The 15,673-nt window shown below is 67.5% G+C and carries 15 protein-coding genes; 6 read left to right on the top strand and 9 right to left on the bottom strand.

Annotation, left to right across the window (positions count from 1 at the left end):
* Positions 1–8: 8 nt before the first annotated feature.
* Positions 9–791, top strand: a complete 783-nt coding sequence (locus ACWGRX_RS14970; protein ID WP_291638258.1) for an amino acid ABC transporter ATP-binding protein — start codon at positions 9–11, stop codon at positions 789–791.
* A gap of 177 nt (positions 792–968) precedes the next feature.
* On the opposite strand, the gene ACWGRX_RS14965 is transcribed toward ACWGRX_RS14970, so the two are convergent.
* From ACWGRX_RS14965 to ACWGRX_RS14950, 4 genes are all read right to left on the bottom strand, one after another.
* Positions 969–2,243, bottom strand: coding sequence for an acyl-CoA dehydrogenase family protein (locus tag ACWGRX_RS14965; RefSeq protein ID WP_452118173.1), 1,275 nt, complete (start codon positions 2,241–2,243; stop codon positions 969–971).
* Positions 2,244–2,385: 142 nt separating this feature from the next.
* The gene (locus ACWGRX_RS14960) at positions 2,386–3,432 is read right to left on the bottom strand and encodes a phosphotransferase family protein (RefSeq protein WP_452118172.1); all 1,047 of its coding nucleotides are present in this window, start codon (positions 3,430–3,432) and stop codon (positions 2,386–2,388) included.
* 49 nt (positions 3,433–3,481) lie between these two features.
* Positions 3,482–4,879, bottom strand: coding sequence for a bifunctional serine/threonine-protein kinase/universal stress protein (locus tag ACWGRX_RS14955; protein ID WP_452118171.1), 1,398 nt, complete (start codon positions 4,877–4,879; stop codon positions 3,482–3,484).
* Positions 4,880–4,891: 12 nt separating this feature from the next.
* Positions 4,892–5,632, bottom strand: a complete 741-nt coding sequence (locus ACWGRX_RS14950; RefSeq protein ID WP_452118170.1) for a metallophosphoesterase family protein — start codon at positions 5,630–5,632, stop codon at positions 4,892–4,894.
* A 173-nt stretch (positions 5,633–5,805) separates the two neighbouring features.
* Here ACWGRX_RS14950 and ACWGRX_RS14945 point away from each other — a divergent pair, with 173 nt between their 5' ends.
* Positions 5,806–7,404: a CYTH and CHAD domain-containing protein gene (locus ACWGRX_RS14945; RefSeq protein WP_452118169.1), complete on the top strand. Its 1,599-nt coding sequence runs from the start codon at positions 5,806–5,808 to the stop codon at positions 7,402–7,404.
* Between the two features lie 22 nt (positions 7,405–7,426).
* On the opposite strand, the gene ACWGRX_RS14940 is transcribed toward ACWGRX_RS14945, so the two are convergent.
* A complete protein-coding gene (locus ACWGRX_RS14940; protein ID WP_452118168.1) occupies positions 7,427–8,665 on the bottom strand; it encodes an aspartate kinase in 1,239 nt (412 codons plus the stop codon).
* 147 nt (positions 8,666–8,812) lie between these two features.
* Between ACWGRX_RS14940 and ubiG the strand changes: the two genes are divergently transcribed.
* The gene (gene ubiG, locus ACWGRX_RS14935; RefSeq protein WP_291638265.1) at positions 8,813–9,565 is read left to right on the top strand and encodes a bifunctional 2-polyprenyl-6-hydroxyphenol methylase/3-demethylubiquinol 3-O-methyltransferase UbiG; all 753 of its coding nucleotides are present in this window, start codon (positions 8,813–8,815) and stop codon (positions 9,563–9,565) included.
* 3 nt (positions 9,566–9,568) lie between these two features.
* On the opposite strand, the gene ACWGRX_RS14930 is transcribed toward ubiG, so the two are convergent.
* Positions 9,569–9,931 carry a DUF4180 domain-containing protein gene (locus tag ACWGRX_RS14930; RefSeq protein ID WP_452118167.1) on the bottom strand — a complete coding sequence of 121 codons (363 nt, stop codon included), beginning with the start codon at positions 9,929–9,931 and terminating at the stop codon, positions 9,569–9,571.
* A gap of 388 nt (positions 9,932–10,319) precedes the next feature.
* On the opposite strand from ACWGRX_RS14930, the gene ACWGRX_RS14925 reads away from it, so the two are divergent.
* Positions 10,320–11,426, top strand: a complete 1,107-nt coding sequence (locus tag ACWGRX_RS14925; RefSeq protein ID WP_452118166.1) for a helix-turn-helix transcriptional regulator — start codon at positions 10,320–10,322, stop codon at positions 11,424–11,426.
* Positions 11,427–11,470: 44 nt separating this feature from the next.
* Here ACWGRX_RS14925 and ACWGRX_RS14920 read toward each other — a convergent pair whose 3' ends face one another.
* Complete coding sequence (locus tag ACWGRX_RS14920; protein ID WP_452118165.1) at positions 11,471–12,094, bottom strand: hypothetical protein; 624 nt, start codon at positions 12,092–12,094, stop codon at positions 11,471–11,473.
* 12 nt (positions 12,095–12,106) lie between these two features.
* Between ACWGRX_RS14920 and ccrA the strand changes: the two genes are divergently transcribed.
* Both ccrA and ACWGRX_RS14910 read left to right on the top strand, forming a co-directional pair.
* Positions 12,107–13,381 carry a crotonyl-CoA carboxylase/reductase gene (ccrA, locus tag ACWGRX_RS14915; protein ID WP_291647769.1) on the top strand — a complete coding sequence of 425 codons (1,275 nt, stop codon included), beginning with the start codon at positions 12,107–12,109 and terminating at the stop codon, positions 13,379–13,381.
* Positions 13,382–13,679: 298 nt separating this feature from the next.
* On the top strand, positions 13,680–14,612 hold the full coding sequence (locus ACWGRX_RS14910) for an acetamidase/formamidase family protein (RefSeq protein ID WP_452118164.1): 933 nt from the start codon (positions 13,680–13,682) through the stop codon (positions 14,610–14,612).
* A 17-nt stretch (positions 14,613–14,629) separates the two neighbouring features.
* Here the strand turns inward: ACWGRX_RS14910 and aac(6') are convergent, their stop codons facing one another.
* Together aac(6') and ACWGRX_RS14900 are read right to left on the bottom strand one after the other, a co-directional pair.
* Positions 14,630–15,079: an aminoglycoside 6'-N-acetyltransferase gene (gene aac(6'), locus ACWGRX_RS14905; protein WP_452118163.1), complete on the bottom strand. Its 450-nt coding sequence runs from the start codon at positions 15,077–15,079 to the stop codon at positions 14,630–14,632.
* Between the two features lie 19 nt (positions 15,080–15,098).
* Complete coding sequence (locus ACWGRX_RS14900) at positions 15,099–15,635, bottom strand: GNAT family N-acetyltransferase (protein WP_452118162.1); 537 nt, start codon at positions 15,633–15,635, stop codon at positions 15,099–15,101.
* Positions 15,636–15,673: the final 38 nt, after the last annotated feature.

Here is a 15,673-nt window from a genome sequence, read left to right as displayed (position 1 = left end):
GACTGCCGATGACCGAGCCAGCCCTGCTCCAGGCCACCAATGTTCGCAAGCATTTCGGCGAGATCGAAGTGCTGAAGGGGATCGACCTCACCGTCAAACAGGGGCAGGTCGTCTCGCTGATCGGTGCGTCCGGCTCGGGCAAGACCACCTTCCTGCGCTGCGTCAACCTGCTGGAAGAGCACGATGGCGGCGAGATCCTGCTCGACGGTGACCCGATCGGCTATCGCATGGTCGGCGGTACCCGCAAGCGTCTGAGCGAGACGAAGATCTCGGCCCAGCGCGCCCGCATCGGCATGGTGTTCCAGCAATTCAACCTGTTCCCGCACTTGACCGCCGGCCAGAACGTCATGCTCGGCCTGACCAAGGTCCAGGGCAAGAGTGCTGCCGAGGCGAAGGAGATCGCCGAGCACTGGCTCGGCCGCGTCGGTCTCGCCGAGCGCCGCGACCACTATCCCTACCAGCTCTCGGGCGGCCAGCAGCAGCGCGTCGCGATCGCTCGTGCTGTCGCCATGCAGCCGCGCCTCCTGCTCTTCGACGAGGTCACCTCGGCGCTCGACCCGGAGCTGGTGGCGGAGGTGCTCGGCGTGATGCAGGCGCTCGCCGAGTCCGGCATGACGATGCTGCTGGTCAGCCACGAAATGCTCTTCGTCCGCGAGGTCTCGCACCACGTCCTGTTCCTTGACCAGGGCCGCGTCGCGCAGGAGGGCCGCCCCTCCGAGGTCTTCGACAATCCGGAAAGCGAGCGCCTGCGCAGCTTCCTCGGGCGCTTCCACGGCATCTTCAGCCGCTGAGAGTGGTCAGGACAGACCTAAACGGCAACTCCCCGTCATTCCGGCCGCGGCGAAGCGGAGCGCCGGAAAGCCATTCTAGAGCACTGACGCACCCAGCTCGCGCTCTAAGATGGATTCCGGTGCTGCGCGACTTGGCCGCTTGTCCGGAAAGACGGCGTCAATCGGGAAAAGCGGGCGTCAGGACCCGCTCGCCTTCACATGCGGCCGCAGCACGCCCTGTTCGTCGAAGGTGCTGCGGTTGCTTTCCCTGCGCTTCTTGATCTCGCTCCGCGCCACGGTGCGCAGATGCACCTCGTCTGGCCCGTCGATGAAGCGCAGCGCCCGGCCCCAGGAGTAGATGAAGGCCAGCGGCGTGTCGTTGGAGAGCCCGCCGGCTCCGAAGACCTGCATCGCCCGGTCGGCGATCTTGGTCTGCAGCCGCGCCGCTACGACCTTGATCGCCGAGACCTCGGTGCGGGCGGCCTTGTTGCCGTATTTATCCATCATCCAGGCGGCGCGCAGGCAGAGCAGGCGGGCCTGGTCGATCTCCATGCGTCCCTCGGCGATCCAGTCCTGGACATTGGCGTAGTCGGAAAGATGCCGGCCGAAAGCCTTCCGGTCGAGGGCGCGTTCGATCATCAGTTCGAGCGCGACCTCGCACTGGCCGATCGTGCGCATGCAATGGTGGATGCGCCCCGGCCCGAGGCGCGCCTGGGCGAGCGCGAAGCCTGCCCCTTCCTCGCCGAGCAGGTTCGCGGCCGGCACCCGGACATTGTCGAAGTCGGTCTCGGTATGGCCTTCGATCGAATAGTGGTTCAGCAACGGCAGGTTGCGCATCACGGTGAGGCCCGGCGCGTCCATCGGCACGATGATCATGCTGTGGCGCTTGTGCGGGTCGGCGTCGGGCGCCGTGTCGGACAGGCCCATGACGATGCAGAGCTTCGCCTTCGGGTGCAGTGCGCCGGTCGTCCACCATTTGCGGCCGTTGATGACGTAATCGTCGCCGTCGCGGATGATCGTGGTCTGCAGATTGGTCGGGTCGGAGGAAGCGACACCCGGCTCGGTGATCCCGACGCAGGAGCGGATCTCGCCGTTGAGCAGCGGGTTCAGCCAGCGTTCGCGCTGTTCCGGCGTCGCGAACATGTGCAGGATTTCCATGTTCCCGGTGTCGGGGGCGTTGCAGTTGAACACCTCCGAGGACCAGAAGATCCGGCCCATGATCTCGGCCAGCGGCGCATATTCGAGATTGCTGAGCCGCGTGCCCGGTTCGCCTTGCTTCAGCGCCGGCAGGAACAGGTTCCAGAGCCCGGCCTCCTTCGCTCGCGCCTTCAGCCCGTCGACCAGTGCGGTCGGATAGCGCCCGGCCTCGACTTCATGCTTCCAGGCGGCATCGGCCGGCTGGATATGGGCGTCCATGAAGTCCTGCAGCTTCGTGCGCAGCTCCTCGACCCTGGCCGAATAAGCGAAATCCATGGTGCTCTCCTCAATCCCAATGCGTCATGCTCGGGTTTGACCCGAGCATCTCAGGCCGGAAGAGGCGCCATTCGGCGCCTTCTCGTCCGAAGATTCTCGGGTCTGCGCTTCGCTCCGTCCGAGAATGACAACAAGAACGAACCTAGACGTCATTGCGCTCGATCACGCTCGCGGCACGCTGCGCGAAGCTCGCCGCCATCGCGCCGACCGCGACGGCGTTCTCGGCCGCCGCATTGCCGGTCTTCGCCCGCGCCGCGATGCCGTCGAGGATGACGGCGAAGCGGAACAACGAGAAGGCGATGTGAAAGCGGCCCGGTCCCTGCGTCCGGCCGGCGGCGGCGCAGTAGCGGTCGATGTATTCGGCTTGCGTCGGTATGCCGAGCGCCTCCCGGTCGAGCCCGACGATGCCGGCATACATCTCCGGTGTCGAATGCCAGGGCAGGCAGGAGAAGGCGACGTCGGAAAGCGGGTGGCCGAGCGTCGAGAGTTCCCAGTCGAGCACGGCGACGACCTTCGGCTCCGCGGGCGCGAACATCAGATTCCCCATCCGGAAATCGCCATGGACGATGGTCGTGTCCGGCGTCTCGTCGAGATGGGCGCCGAGCCAGTCGATGGCGCGGTCGATCGCCGGGATGTCCTGCGTCTTGGTTTCGCGCCATTGCCTGCCCCAGCGCGCCAGCTGGCGGGCATAGTAGTTGCCCGGCTTGCCGAAATCGGCGAGGCCTGCCGCCTGCCAGTCGAAGCCATGCAGCGCGGCTAGTGTTTCGGCCATGGCGAAATACATCGCCCGGCGATCCGTCGGCGCGATGCCGGGCAGGGCGGTCTCGTGGAAGACACGGCCCTCCAGCCGCTCCATCAAATAGAACGGCGTGCCGACGACATCCTCCGCCTCGTGCAGCAGCAAGACCGGCGGCACTGGCACGGCCGAGCCGGCGAGCGCCTTCAGGATGCGGTATTCGCGCTCGACCGCATGGGCCGAGGGCAGGAGCGGGCCGGGCGGCTTCTTGCGCAGGACGAGACGCGTGCCGGCCTCCGGATAGGAGGCGAAGAAGGTTGGGTTCGACTGCCCGCCGCTGATCCGCTCCAACTCCAGCCGGCCGGCGGCCCGGTCGGGCAAAGCGGAACGCAGGAACGCGTCGAGCTTGGTGGGGTCGAATTCGGGCGGAGCGGAGGCGGGGCCGGCTGACATGGCGGGCATATTCGGGGGGGCGCCGAGGAAGGTCAACGCGCAACGTCGCTCAGTCCGGCTCTCCGGTCTTGAGCCGCACCACCGAGACCGAGCAGAGCGCCTCGGCGACGACCTTGGTCGAGACGCTGCCGAGATGCCGGCGCACGGCCGAGGAGGAGCGGGCACCGACGACGATATGGTCGATGTCGTTGCGCTCGGCATGGCGCAGGATCGCATCGGCGGCGCTGACCGCTTCGATGACGTGATAGCTGACGCGTTCCTCCGGCAGGTGTAGCGGCCTTGCCCAGTCCTTCAGCGCCACCAGCCGCTTGATGTAGAGCGAACGGCCCTCGGCATCGACAGTCTTGGTCTCGCCGATGATCTCGGTGCGCAGCACGGTGATGCAGGCGAGCCAGGAATCCTCGCGTGCCGCGAGCAGCCGGCTGGTCTCGGCCAGGATAGCGCCGGCGAGTGGTCCTTCGCCCTCCGAAAGGTCGACCGCCGTCAGGATGATCGACGGGCCGGCCTTGCGCCGCACCTGTGTCGGCGCGCCGGTGATCTCCTGCTCGTCGCGCTTCTGGAACAGGGCGACGAGGCGCTGCCAGAGCCCGTGCGGCCGCACGCGGCGCCGGCGTGCCACCGTGACCTGCTCGGGATGGCGCAGGTCGAAGGCGAGCTTGCTCGCATCGGCATAGCGCCGGCCGCGATCGACCTCGAGGCAGCGCCGGACGATCTCCTCGAGCCAGGCCGGCGTCTCGGCATTGATGCTCCCGAGCGGCTTCGGGGCGTGGTATAGGCGGCGCTTCATGCCGGCCACGCTCTGCGGCCGGCCGAAAGGCTCCTCTCCCGAAGCCATCTGATAGAGCAGGCAGCCCAGCGCGAAGAGGTCGCTCGCCGGGTCGGAGCGGTCTCCCAGCACCTGCTCGGGCGCCATATAGGCGGCCGTGCCCATCGGCATCGTGCTCTCGGCGCCGAGCAGGTCCGGCAGCTCGACATGATGCGCCAGTCCGAAATCGAGCAGCACTGCCCGGTTCCCGACCATCATCACGTTCTCAGGCTTGAGATCGAGATGGACTACGCCTTGCCGGTGGAGTTCGGCGAGGGCGACGGCGATCGCTTCGCCGATGCGCGCGGTCTCGGCGGCCGGCAGCGGCGCGCGGCGCATCGTCTCCGCCAGGCTCGTGCCGGCGACGAACTCCATCGCGATATAGGGCGTGCGGGCAAGATCGCCGGCGGCGACGAAGCGCGGCACATGCGGGCCGGCCAGCCGGCGATGGATCAGGGCCTCGGCTTCGTAGCCGAGGATCGCCGAGACGTCGTCGCCCGGGTGGAAGAAGGGGATCTTGAGCACCAGCGGCGCCGTCTCGTCCGGATGAGTGGCCCGCCAGAGCGTCGCCATGCCGCCGGCCTTCAGCCCTTCCGTCAGCGTGAAACCGTCTATCACCGTGCCGGCCTGCGGCTTCTCCATCCGGTTCCTCCCTCAGCGGCCGATCTGCAGGCGCATGCCGAGCCATTCCGGCAGGCCGGCGGCGGCGATCTTTCGGGCGGTGGCCTGCGTGTCATAGGGCACGCGGACCATCGTCACCTCGGCCCGCTCGGTGTCGAGCAGGGCGAAACAGGCGGCCGGGTCGCCATCGCGCGGCTGGCCGACGGCGCCGACCACCACGACATGCCGCCGCAGTGCCGATAGCGGCGCGGCGAGGTTCCGGCGCGGGGTGAACCGCACCGGCTCGTGTCCGGGCCTGGCGTAGAACAGCGCGGGCTGATGGGTGTGGCCGCAGATGATCAGCGCCGCCTCACTGGCGGCCAGGCATTGGCCGGCGCTGCGCTCATCGGTGACATAGGGCCAGGCTTGCGGCGTGCGGGCGCTGGCATGGACGAAAAGGGCGCCTGCCAGCGTCGCCGTCAGCGGCAGGGCGGCGAGGAAGGCGCATTGTTCTGAAGACAGCTGCGTCTGCGTCCAGAGCGCCGCCTCATGAGCATGTGCTGTCATGCCGGACGGCCCGTGCACGGCCGCCTCGTCATGGTTGCCGAGCACGCAGAGCGCGCCGGCCGCGGCCAGCTTCTGTGCCATTTCGACGGCGAAGCCGGGATCCGGCCCATAGCCGACGAGATCGCCGAGCAGAACCAGCCGATCGGGGCGAAGTCGCTCGACAGCCTCCAGCACCGCCTGCAACGCCTCGCGGTTCGCGTGGATGTCCGAGAGAACGGCAATGCGCATGGCAGGAAAGACGGGTCCGCGGGAGCTCGGCCAATCTCGCAGGGCGGGCGGGGGCTTGGCCATAGGCATTTCGGCGCAGCCGCTGCTGTCCGGAAGGACGGGGTGACAGCCGCTTGACTGCGAGGCTAGTCTCGCCGCTGCGTCAGCAGCCGCAGTCTCGCAGGGGAGCCGCTTTGGAAGCCACACCGGAGCAGGATGCCGCAAAGCCCGCCGCGGAGGAGCTGCCGCCGCCTGCGGTCACGCCGCGCGAGGTCGAGCTCAAGCTGGCTTGCTCGGCGGAAGCGCTGACCGCGCTGCGCGATGCCGAGCTGATCGCGCGGCATGCGCGTAATCGTGGCATCGTCCGTCGGCTCGAGGCGACCTATTACGACACGCCCGACTGCCTGCTCGATCGCCACGGCCTGTCCCTGCGCCTGCGCCGCAGCGGACGGCGCCATGTCCAGACTCTGAAGCGGGCGAAGGCGGGAGAGAATCCGCTGGCGCGCGACGAATGGGAGGTTCCGTCGCCGGAGGGGCGGCTCGACCTCACGCTGCTGCCGCTGGCCGAGATCGGCGAGCCGCTCGTCTCGCTTCCTGCGACCTCGCTGGCGCCGGCTTTCGCCACCAAGGTGCGCCGGCGTATCCAGAAGCTCGATTTCGCCGGGGCCGAGATCGAGATCGCGCTCGACCACGGCACGATCGAAGCCGGCGAGCAGAGCCTGCCGCTCTGCGAGGTCGAGCTCGAGCTGAAGTCAGGCGATGCGGCGGCGCTCTACGAGTTCGGCCTTGCCCTGCTGGAGCTCGCGCCTCTGCAGATCGAGACCGCGAGCAAGGCGGCGCGCGGGCACCGGCTGGCTTTCGGGACGGCGGCGCAGGCACAGAAGGCCAAGCCCGTCACGCTTTGCGCGCAGGACAATGTCGATGCCGCCATCGCCGCGATCCTGGGCAATGGCTACCGCCATCTCATGGCCAATCTCGGCCCGGCGATGCAAGCCGGCTCGCCGGAAGCCGTGCACCAGATGCGCGTTTCGCTGCGCCGCCTGCGCACCGCCTTCACCCTGTTCCGGCGCGAACTGGGGCCTCCGGCCCTGGAGCCGATCGCGGCCGAGGCCAAGCAGCTCGCCCATGTTCTCGGCCCGGCGCGCAACTGGGATGTGTTTATCACCGAAACGCTGCCCGATATCGCTGCCGAAGGCTTGGACGGGGTCGATCTCTCGCCTTTGAGCGAGGCGGCGGTGCCGCAGCAGGCCGAAAGCTATGTGGCCGTTCACGCCGCGCTCGCCAGCCGGCGTGTCAATCGCTTCCTGCTCGGCTTCGGTGCGGTGCTGGAGCGGCGCGGCTGGCGCAACGGCATTGAAAGCGCGGCGCTGGCGGTGCTCGCCGAGCCGGTCGGCAGCTTTGCCGGCAGGGTGCTCGCGCGCAGCCATCGCAAGGTGCTGCGACGCGGCCGGCATTTCGCCAGGCTGCCGCCCGAGGCCCGGCACGAGCTCAGGCTTGCCTTGAAGAAGCTGCGCTATATGGCCGAGTTCTTTCTGCCGCTTTATGCCGGGCAGTCGGCGGCGCGCAAATATCTCGCAAGGCTGACGAGGCTGCAGGAGGCGCTCGGCGTCGCCAACGATGTTGCGACGACCTATCCGCTGCTCGGCGCGCTGCGCGGCGGCCAGCTCCGGCCAGGGGTCGATTTCGCCGCCGGCGCAGTGCTCGGCTGGCAGCGCCGTCACGAACTCGAGGCCGCGAAGGCGCTGCTGAAGAGCTGGCGGAAATTCGCTGCCGCCACGCCCTTCTGGACGTGAGGGCGCTGGACCGCCCAGATGCTCAGGCGGCGTCGAGCCCGTAGAGCGAATGCAGCGTGCGCACCGCGAGCTCGGTATAGGCCGCGTCGATCAGCACCGAGAACTTGATCTCGGAGGTGGTGATGGCGCGGATATTGATGCCCTTCTCGGCGAGCGCCCGGAAGGCGCGAGCCGCGACGCCGGCATGGCTCCTCATGCCGACGCCGATCGCCGAGATCTTCACCACTTCGGTCGCGCCCTGCAGCGACTGGTAGGCGATGGTCTCATGCTTCGATTCGAGCAGGGCCTTGGCCCGCTCGAAATCACCGGTCGGCACGGTGAAGGTGATGTCGGTGGTCGCCTGGTCGTCGGAGACGACCTGGATGATCATGTCGACATTGATGTTGGCATCGGCGAGCGGGCCGAAGATCGCCGCGGCGACGCCGGGCTTGTCGGCCACGCGCCGGAGCGTGATCTGGGCTTCGTCGCGCGAGAACGCGATGCCGGTGACGATCTGCTGTTCCACGATATCGTCCTCGTCGCAGATGAGGGTGCCTGGATTGGGGTTGTCTGGGTCGTCGAAGGAGGAGCGGACATAGGTCGGCACACGCTGGACCATGGCGATCTCGACCGAGCGCACCTGCAGCACCTTGGAGCCGAGCGAGGCCATTTCCAGCATCTCCTCGAAGGAGACCTTGTCCATGCGGCGGGCCTTGGGCACGACGCGCGGATCGGTGGTGTAGACGCCGTCGACATCAGTGTAGATGTCGCAGCGATCGGCCTTGAGGCCGGCGGCGAGCGCGACCGCGCTGGTGTCCGAGCCGCCGCGGCCGAGCGTGACGATGCGATGGCTGCGCGGATTGATGCCCTGGAAGCCGGAGCAGACGGCGATCTCGCGATTGCGGTCGAAACCGGCCAGGATGCCGGCGCCGTCGACGCTCTCGATCCTTGCCGCGCTGTGCGCGTCGGAGCCATAGATCGGGATCTGCCAGCCCTGCCAGGAGCGCGCCGGCAGGCCCATCTCCTGCAACGCCAGCGCCATCAGACCGGAGGTGACCTGCTCGCCCGAGGCGACGACGACATCGTACTCGGCCGGATCGAAGTTCGGCGCGGCTTCCTTCGCCCAGGCGACCAGCTCATTGGTCTTGCCAGACATCGCCGAGACGACGACGGCGACCTCGTGGCCGGCGTCGAACTCGCGTTTGACGTGGCGGGCCGCGTTCTTGATACGCTCCACGGTGGCGACGGACGTGCCGCCGAATTTCATCACCAGACGGGCCATGACATCCAAAGGCTCTCGAGACTGCCCCGGCACAGGCCGGGACGAAACGTCCCCTCGCGCCGGGCGAAGGGCGGGTGTAGATGACGGCCAGCGCCGAAACTGTCAATGCGGTCGGCACCGGACGGGCGTAAACGGGGAAGCAAGACGATGAGCGCAGCGGCGCGCGAAGGCTCGACGATCGATCCGGCGGAGGTCTCCCGCTTCGATGCCATGGCCAAGAGCTGGTGGGATCCGAAGGGGCCGATGGCGGTGCTGCACAAATTCAATCCGGTGCGCCTCGCTTATGTCCGCGATCTCGCCTGCGAGCATTATGGCCGCGATCCGAAATCGCTGCGGGCGCTGGACGGGCTCGACATCGTCGATATCGGCTGCGGCGGCGGTGTGCTGTCGGAGCCGCTGACGCGCCTTGGCGCCAAGGTGACGGGGCTCGATCCTGCCGCCGGCAACATCGCCGTGGCGCGGGCCCATGCCGAGAAGACCGGGCTGTCGATCGACTATCGCGACGAGACGATCGAGGCCGTGGTCGCCTCCGGCAGGCGCTTCGACATCGTGCTCGCCATGGAGGTGGTCGAGCATGTCGCCGATGTCGAGGCCTTCGTCGGCGCCTGCTGTGCCGCCGCCAAGCCTGGCGGGCTCCTGGTGATGGCGACCTTGAACCGCACCCTGAAATCCTGGGCGCTCGCCATCGTCGGCGCCGAGTACATCCTGCGCTGGCTGCCGCGCGGCACCCATGACTGGCAGAAGTTCGTCACCCCCGACGAACTCGAGGCGGCGATCGCGGCAGGCGGGTTCGTGCCGTTCTCGCACCAGGGCGTCGCCTACAACCCGCTCGCCGATCGCTGGTCGCTCTCGGCCGATATGGACGTCAACTACATGCTGGCGGCGCGCGCCCCGGCTTGACGTTCAGGGCGCGAGCCGGGCGTCGAGCGCCGCGATATCCCTGACGAACCAGAGCGCCTGGCCCTGGTTGCTCTCATGCACGAAGTCGCGCAGGGCCTGGCTGCCCGCGCAATGGGCAGAGATGTCGCCGATGACGGCCAGGCGCACGCGGTAATTCACGAATTTCTGCGCGACCTCGCCGGCAAGACGCGTCGCGAGCCGAAAGAAGGCGGCATCGAGCCGCGCGACGGGGATCGCCACCGTCGCGGCTTCCGCCGCCCAGGCGGCGCCGAGGAAGTCGTTGGCGTCGCGCTCGGTTGCAAGCGGCGGACCGTCTTCAGCGCAGATCAGCACAATCGTGCCGTGAAGCTCTCGAACCATGTCCATGATGGCGGTATCGCCACAACTTGGACGTGAGGCAAGTGCGGCCATCTTGGCGGGCGGATGCGGCGTCTCCGGCGATCCGGGCATGCCAGATTCCTCGTCGCCCGCCTGAAAGCCTGTTTGCGATGTCTTGCAACCCTGATCCCGAGGGCGCGCGTTCCGTCGGGAGAAGGCGTCTCGAAGAAGGTTTCAGAAGGCTCTGTAACAGGGTCCGAGAACCAAGACAGCGCAGGGTCGGGACGGAAGGGAAGTTCTTGTAGAGCGGTCCACCGCTGCGCGCGGTGCCAGCCACGCCAAGCAGTATGGCCTATCTCGGCTGGAACGGGTTAAGTTTACGGGAGTCGCTTTTTCCCCGACTCGCCCATGGAGACGGGACGCTCGCGCAGGCGGCATGCTGAACGATACGATGATCGAGCCTGCCGAGCGGGAGTTGACTGATCTGATCTACGCCGCTCTGCTCGGCGAGAAATCCTGGCAGGAGTTCCTCGACCGGCTGAACGCCTTGATCCCGGGCGGCGTTTCGACCCTGTTTTTCCATGACCAGAAATCGGGAGAAGGCGGCATCTCCCTGGCGGCCGGGCTCGATGCCGACACGGCGCGCGACTACGCCGCCTACTATGTCGGCCTGAACCCGTGGATGCACAACGTCGCCCGCACGCCGCTCGGCACCGGCATCATCGGGGAACGCATCGTACCCCGCGACGCGTTCGTCAGGACGGAATACTACGCCGACTTCCTGCGGCGCCGCGAGATCGAGGCCGGAGTTGGGGTGACCTTGTGGCGTGAGGAAACCTGCTCGTTCTTGCTGAGTACCCTGACGACGCGCATCGATCCCGAGGAGAACCAGCATGTCGCCGATCTTCTGACGCGGCTGAGCCCGCATCTGACCCGCGCCTTCCGTTATTATCGCACCGGTCGCTCCGGCGGGGCGCTCGCGCAGTTCGGGGGCTCGCTGCTGGATGCGCCAGATGTCGCCGTCATCGTGGTCGGGGAGGGCATGAGGCTGCGGGCCGCTTCTCCACGGGCCGAGACCCTGCTCTCAGCCGGAACGGCGGTGGGGCTGACGGCCATGGGAACCCTGCGGCTGCGGGATGAGGCGTCCGCAGCACTGTTGAAGCGGATGCTGTCGCGCGGCTATACCGGTCCACGGTCCCGTGTCGTGTATCTCGGCGCCTACAGGTTGACGCTGGTCAAGGCGGAGGCCGAGGGCGCCACCGGGTATTTTTCCGGGCTTGCCGCCACGCTGATCCTGGAGGAGGCGCGCCCCGCAGACGCTCCGGATATCGGCTGGCTGGCTCGGAGCTACGGGCTGTCGCCTGCGGAGCGTCGGGTCGCGGAGGGCATCGCCGCCGGCCTGACGCCGATCCAGGTCGCCGAACGCGGCGGCACCGGGCTCGAGACCGTGCGCGGTCAGCTCAAAGCCGTCTACGCGAAAACGGGCGTGAACAGCCAGGCCGGCCTTGTTCGGATCGCGTTCCGCTTTCCGTCACCGCGATAGGGTTGGGTTCGGGCAGGCTCGGGGACGCGCCGGGTAAAGCGCCGCTATTTGAAGGTGCGGCCGTTCCAGCGATATGAATGAGAGTTCGGCCCACGTGACAGGCCGATCCTCGGGGGATTGCCCGGGCTGATCTCGACGCTGGCGCTGAGAATATCCAGCGCCTCCCTGAAGCGCTCGCCCTCGCGAACGAAGATCTTCACGGTACAGGCGGCCGCCCCGCAGGAGCCGCTGCCCCCGAGGCTGCTCGAACAGGTCAGTTCATCATGGTTGATCAGGAGATCGGGCTTGCCGTCGCCGGTCAGGTCGCGCTCGATCGCGCCCTTGGCGCTGAAGCGCCCGCCCGGCCCCTCGCAGCCATACCGCGCCTCGCTGGCCGCGATGCGCTTCGCTTCGGGCGACAGGGCCAGCGCCGGCTGGAACCCGCAGATCAGCCCTGAGGCCGCGAGGCCGACGATGGTCGAAATGCGACAGATCACGATTTTGGGTCTCCCTGAGGAAACCGAGTAAGCTGTCGCAGACGACGCAGCGTCAAGCCGGGGCATTCCCGATGGGGGCGGCTTGTCATCCCGGCTATTTTGCGATGCAATATATTCCAAAGAAGGATGGCGCGGTGCAGCATAGGGCCGCATGATCGCCGGCAACGCCACCGAAAGCAGGCGTGGCGACAAGGGAGAAAGCGAATGTCGAAGCCGCAGCCCGTCGCGAAGCCCGCGTTGAAGGAACTCTACGAGCTCGGCGAGCTCCCGCCGCTCGGCCATGTCCCGGCCAACATGTATGCCTGGGCGATCCGGCGCGAGCGTCATGGTCCGCCGCAGGAGAGCTTTCAGGTCGAGGTCGTGCCGACCTGGTCCATCGGCGAGGAGGAGGTGCTGCTCCTCGTGATGGCGGGCGGCGTCAATTACAACGGCATCTGGGCCGGGCTCGGCCAGCCGATCTCGCCCTTCGACGTGCACAAGGGCTCGCTTCACGTTGCCGGCTCCGATGCCTCCGGCATCGTCTGGGCCGTCGGCTCGAAGGTGAAGCGCTGGAAGGTCGGCGACGAGGTCATCGTCCATTGCAACCAGGACGATGGCGACGACGAGGAGTGCAATGGCGGCGATCCGATGTTCTCTTCCTCCCAGCGCATCTGGGGCTATGAGACGCCGGACGGCTCTTTCGCCCAGTTCTGCCGGGTCCAGTCGCGCCAGCTGATGCTGAAGCCGAAGCACCTCTCCTGGGAGGAGGCAGCCTGCTACACGCTGACGCTGGCCACCGCCTATCGGATGCTCTTCGGCCATGCCCCGCACACCATCAAGCCGGGCGACAATGTCCTGATCTGGGGCGCTTCCGGCGGTCTCGGCGTGTTCGGCGTGCAGCTCTGCGCCGCCTCCGGCGCCAACGCGATCGGCGTGATCTCCGACGAGACCAAGCGCGACTATGTGCTCGGCCTCGGCGCCAAGGGCGTGATCAACCGCAAGGACTTCAATTGCTGGGGCCAGATGCCCAAGGTCAACTCGCCGGAATATGTCGAGTGGACCAAGGAAGCCCGCAAGTTCGGCAAGGCGATCTGGGACATCACCGGCAAGAAGGATGTCGACATCGTCTTCGAGCATCCCGGCGAGGCGACCTTCCCGGTCTCCTGCCTCGTCGCCAAGCGCGGCGGCATGGTGGTGTTCTGCGCCGGCACCTCCGGCTTCAACATCACCTTCGACGCCCGCTATGTCTGGATGCGGCAGAAGCGCGTGCAGGGCTCGCATTTCGCCCATCTCAAGCAGGCTTCGGCCGCCAACCAGTTCGTGCTCGACCGGCGGATCGATCCCTGCATGTCCGAGGTCTTCCCCTGGGACAAGATCCCGCTCGCCCATCACAAAATGTGGAAGAACGAGCACGCGCCCGGCAACATGGCGGTGCTGGTCTACGCGCCACGGACCGGCCTGCGCACCTATGAGGATGTGGTCGAGGCGTTGGAGGGCTGAGCGAGCCCGGTTGCACCGACCTGCAGCCCCACTGGCCGCGGTGCTGCGGTCGGCACACCGAGCCTGCTTGTTGGCGTCCCCGTGACGAAATCGCCTGAATCGCCGGCGTCCGTCCGGACGCGGTCATGGTGATCTATCTCATTGTTATCGCATCGGAGTTTTCCGAGAAGTGGAGTCCACTTTTCGGTCCGATGCTATAGGGTTACGCAAGGGCCGGATCCCGAGGGATTCGGCCCTTGCGTTTTCGGCGGCCGATCCTCGGCGCCCGAAGCATCCGCATGACCGGCAGGTGAGATCCATGGCGCTGCATCGTTTCGTCCCGACCACCTATTCCAACGTCATGGCGACGCTGCCGCCGGTTCTCACCGTCGCGAGCGGCGACACGATCGTGACGACGACGCTCGACGCCGCCGGCTTCGACCATGACGGTGCCCAGAAGGCACCGCGCGGCAATCCGATGACCGGCCCATTCGCCGTCGAGGGAGCGGAGCCCGGCGATGCGATCATCGTGACGATCGACCGGATGACGCCGAACCGCGCCACCGGCTGGACCTATTCGCCGCTCTCGCAGCAGGTGGTCGATCCAAAGACGGTCGCCGATCTGCCGAAGAGCGAGCGCTTCGAATGGGCGATCGATGCGGGGAAGGGCACGGTCAGCCTGATCGGCGGTTCGGAGCGCATTTCCGGCTGGAGCTTTCCGCTGGCGCCGATGATCGGCTGCTTCGGCGTGGCGCCGGCCGGCGGCCAGGCGATCTCGACCGCGACCAGCGGCGCCTATGGCGGCAACATGGACTACCGCCGCTTCGGGCCGGGCGCGCGCATCGCCTTTCCGGTATCCGAGAAGGGCGGGCTGTTCTTCCTCGGCGACGGGCATGCCGGCCAGGGCGATGGCGAGATCGTCGGCACCGGCATCGAGACCAGCTTCGAGATCGAGTTCACCCTGCATCTGCGCAAGAACGCGCCGGGCCGCTGGCCGCGCTGCGAGACCGCGACCGAGATCATCACCCTGGCGAGCGGCCGCCCGCTCGACCAGCCGCTGCAGTTCGCGACGACCGAGATGCTGCGCTGGATCGTCGAGGATCTCGGCGTCGATGCGCTCGAGGCCAGCCATCTGCTCGGCCAGATGGTGCGCTACGACGTCGCCAACGTCTTCAACCCCGCCTATTGCGTCGCCTGCCGGCTCGAGAAGACCGAGATCACCCGGCGCATGTCGCTGCTCGGCCAGGGCTGACGGCGCCGGCCGGGCGGTCAGCCCGGCCGCAGTCGCTTGCGGTAGTAGACGACACGCTCGGTTTCCTCGAAGCCGAGCGCTTCGTGCATCTGCTGGGAGCCGGTGTTGTGCAGGCCCGCATCGGAGGCGAATTCGGCGCAGCCATGGCCGGCGGCCCAGGTCTCGACGGCGCGGCACAGCGCACGGGCGACGCCGCGCTTCCGGTTCTCGGGCTGCACATAAATGCCTTCGAGGAAGCCGACGGGGGACGTGTCGCAGCCATTGACGTAGTCGTGCCGCAGCGCAGCCTCGGCCAGTCCGATGGCGAGCCCGTCGTCATCCCGCGCAATGAAGGCCGCCTCATTCTCGCTTTCGAGTATCCCGGCGGCCTCGTCGCGATGGTCCTGCGCGCCGCCTTCCGGCCACAGCGCGAGGCGTAGCGCAACCCAGTCGTCCAGCATGTCGGCGGCACAGGCTTCGATCCGCATGGTTGCAGGCTTTCCGTCTTCAATCGCGCCCTGCCGTTTCCGGCCGGGGACTTAGCCGTTCCAGCATGGCGCAGCGAGCGTCCTTGTAGAGGCAGTTTCCGAAAGGCCGGTAGCCGAGCTTGCCGGCGATGCGCAGCGATGCGGCATTGTCGGGATTGATCAGGCAGACGGTGCGGGCTGGCGCATGCGCACGGTCGATCCAGCCATGGCAGGCGGTGACCGCTTCCGTTGCGAGGCCGCGCCCCTGCGCTGTACGCGTCATGATCCAGGATGCTTCCGGGATGGCGTCGAAGCGCTCGCCCAGCCCGCGATGGAAATCGGCGAAGCCGACATCGCCGATGAACGCGCCACTCGCCCTGTCGAAGACCGCGAACATGCCGTAGCCGAGCAGGGACCAGTGTCCAGCGTAGCGCAGCAGCCGGTTCCAGCCATCCTCCCGCGAAAGTTGCGGCGCGGCGATGAACGTGAAGAGCTCCCGGTCGGAGAACATCGCGTACCAGGGCTCGAAATCCTCCAGCGTATGAGGGTGCAGGCGCAGGCGCGCAGTCTCGATCATCCGGTGACAGGCCCCATCTCGAAACTTCGTGTCGGCAG

Source organism: Allobosea sp. NPDC055594, assembly GCF_053618995.1.
Note: the sequence above shows the minus strand (reverse complement) of the source record. Positions and strands in the feature narration are given on the sequence as shown.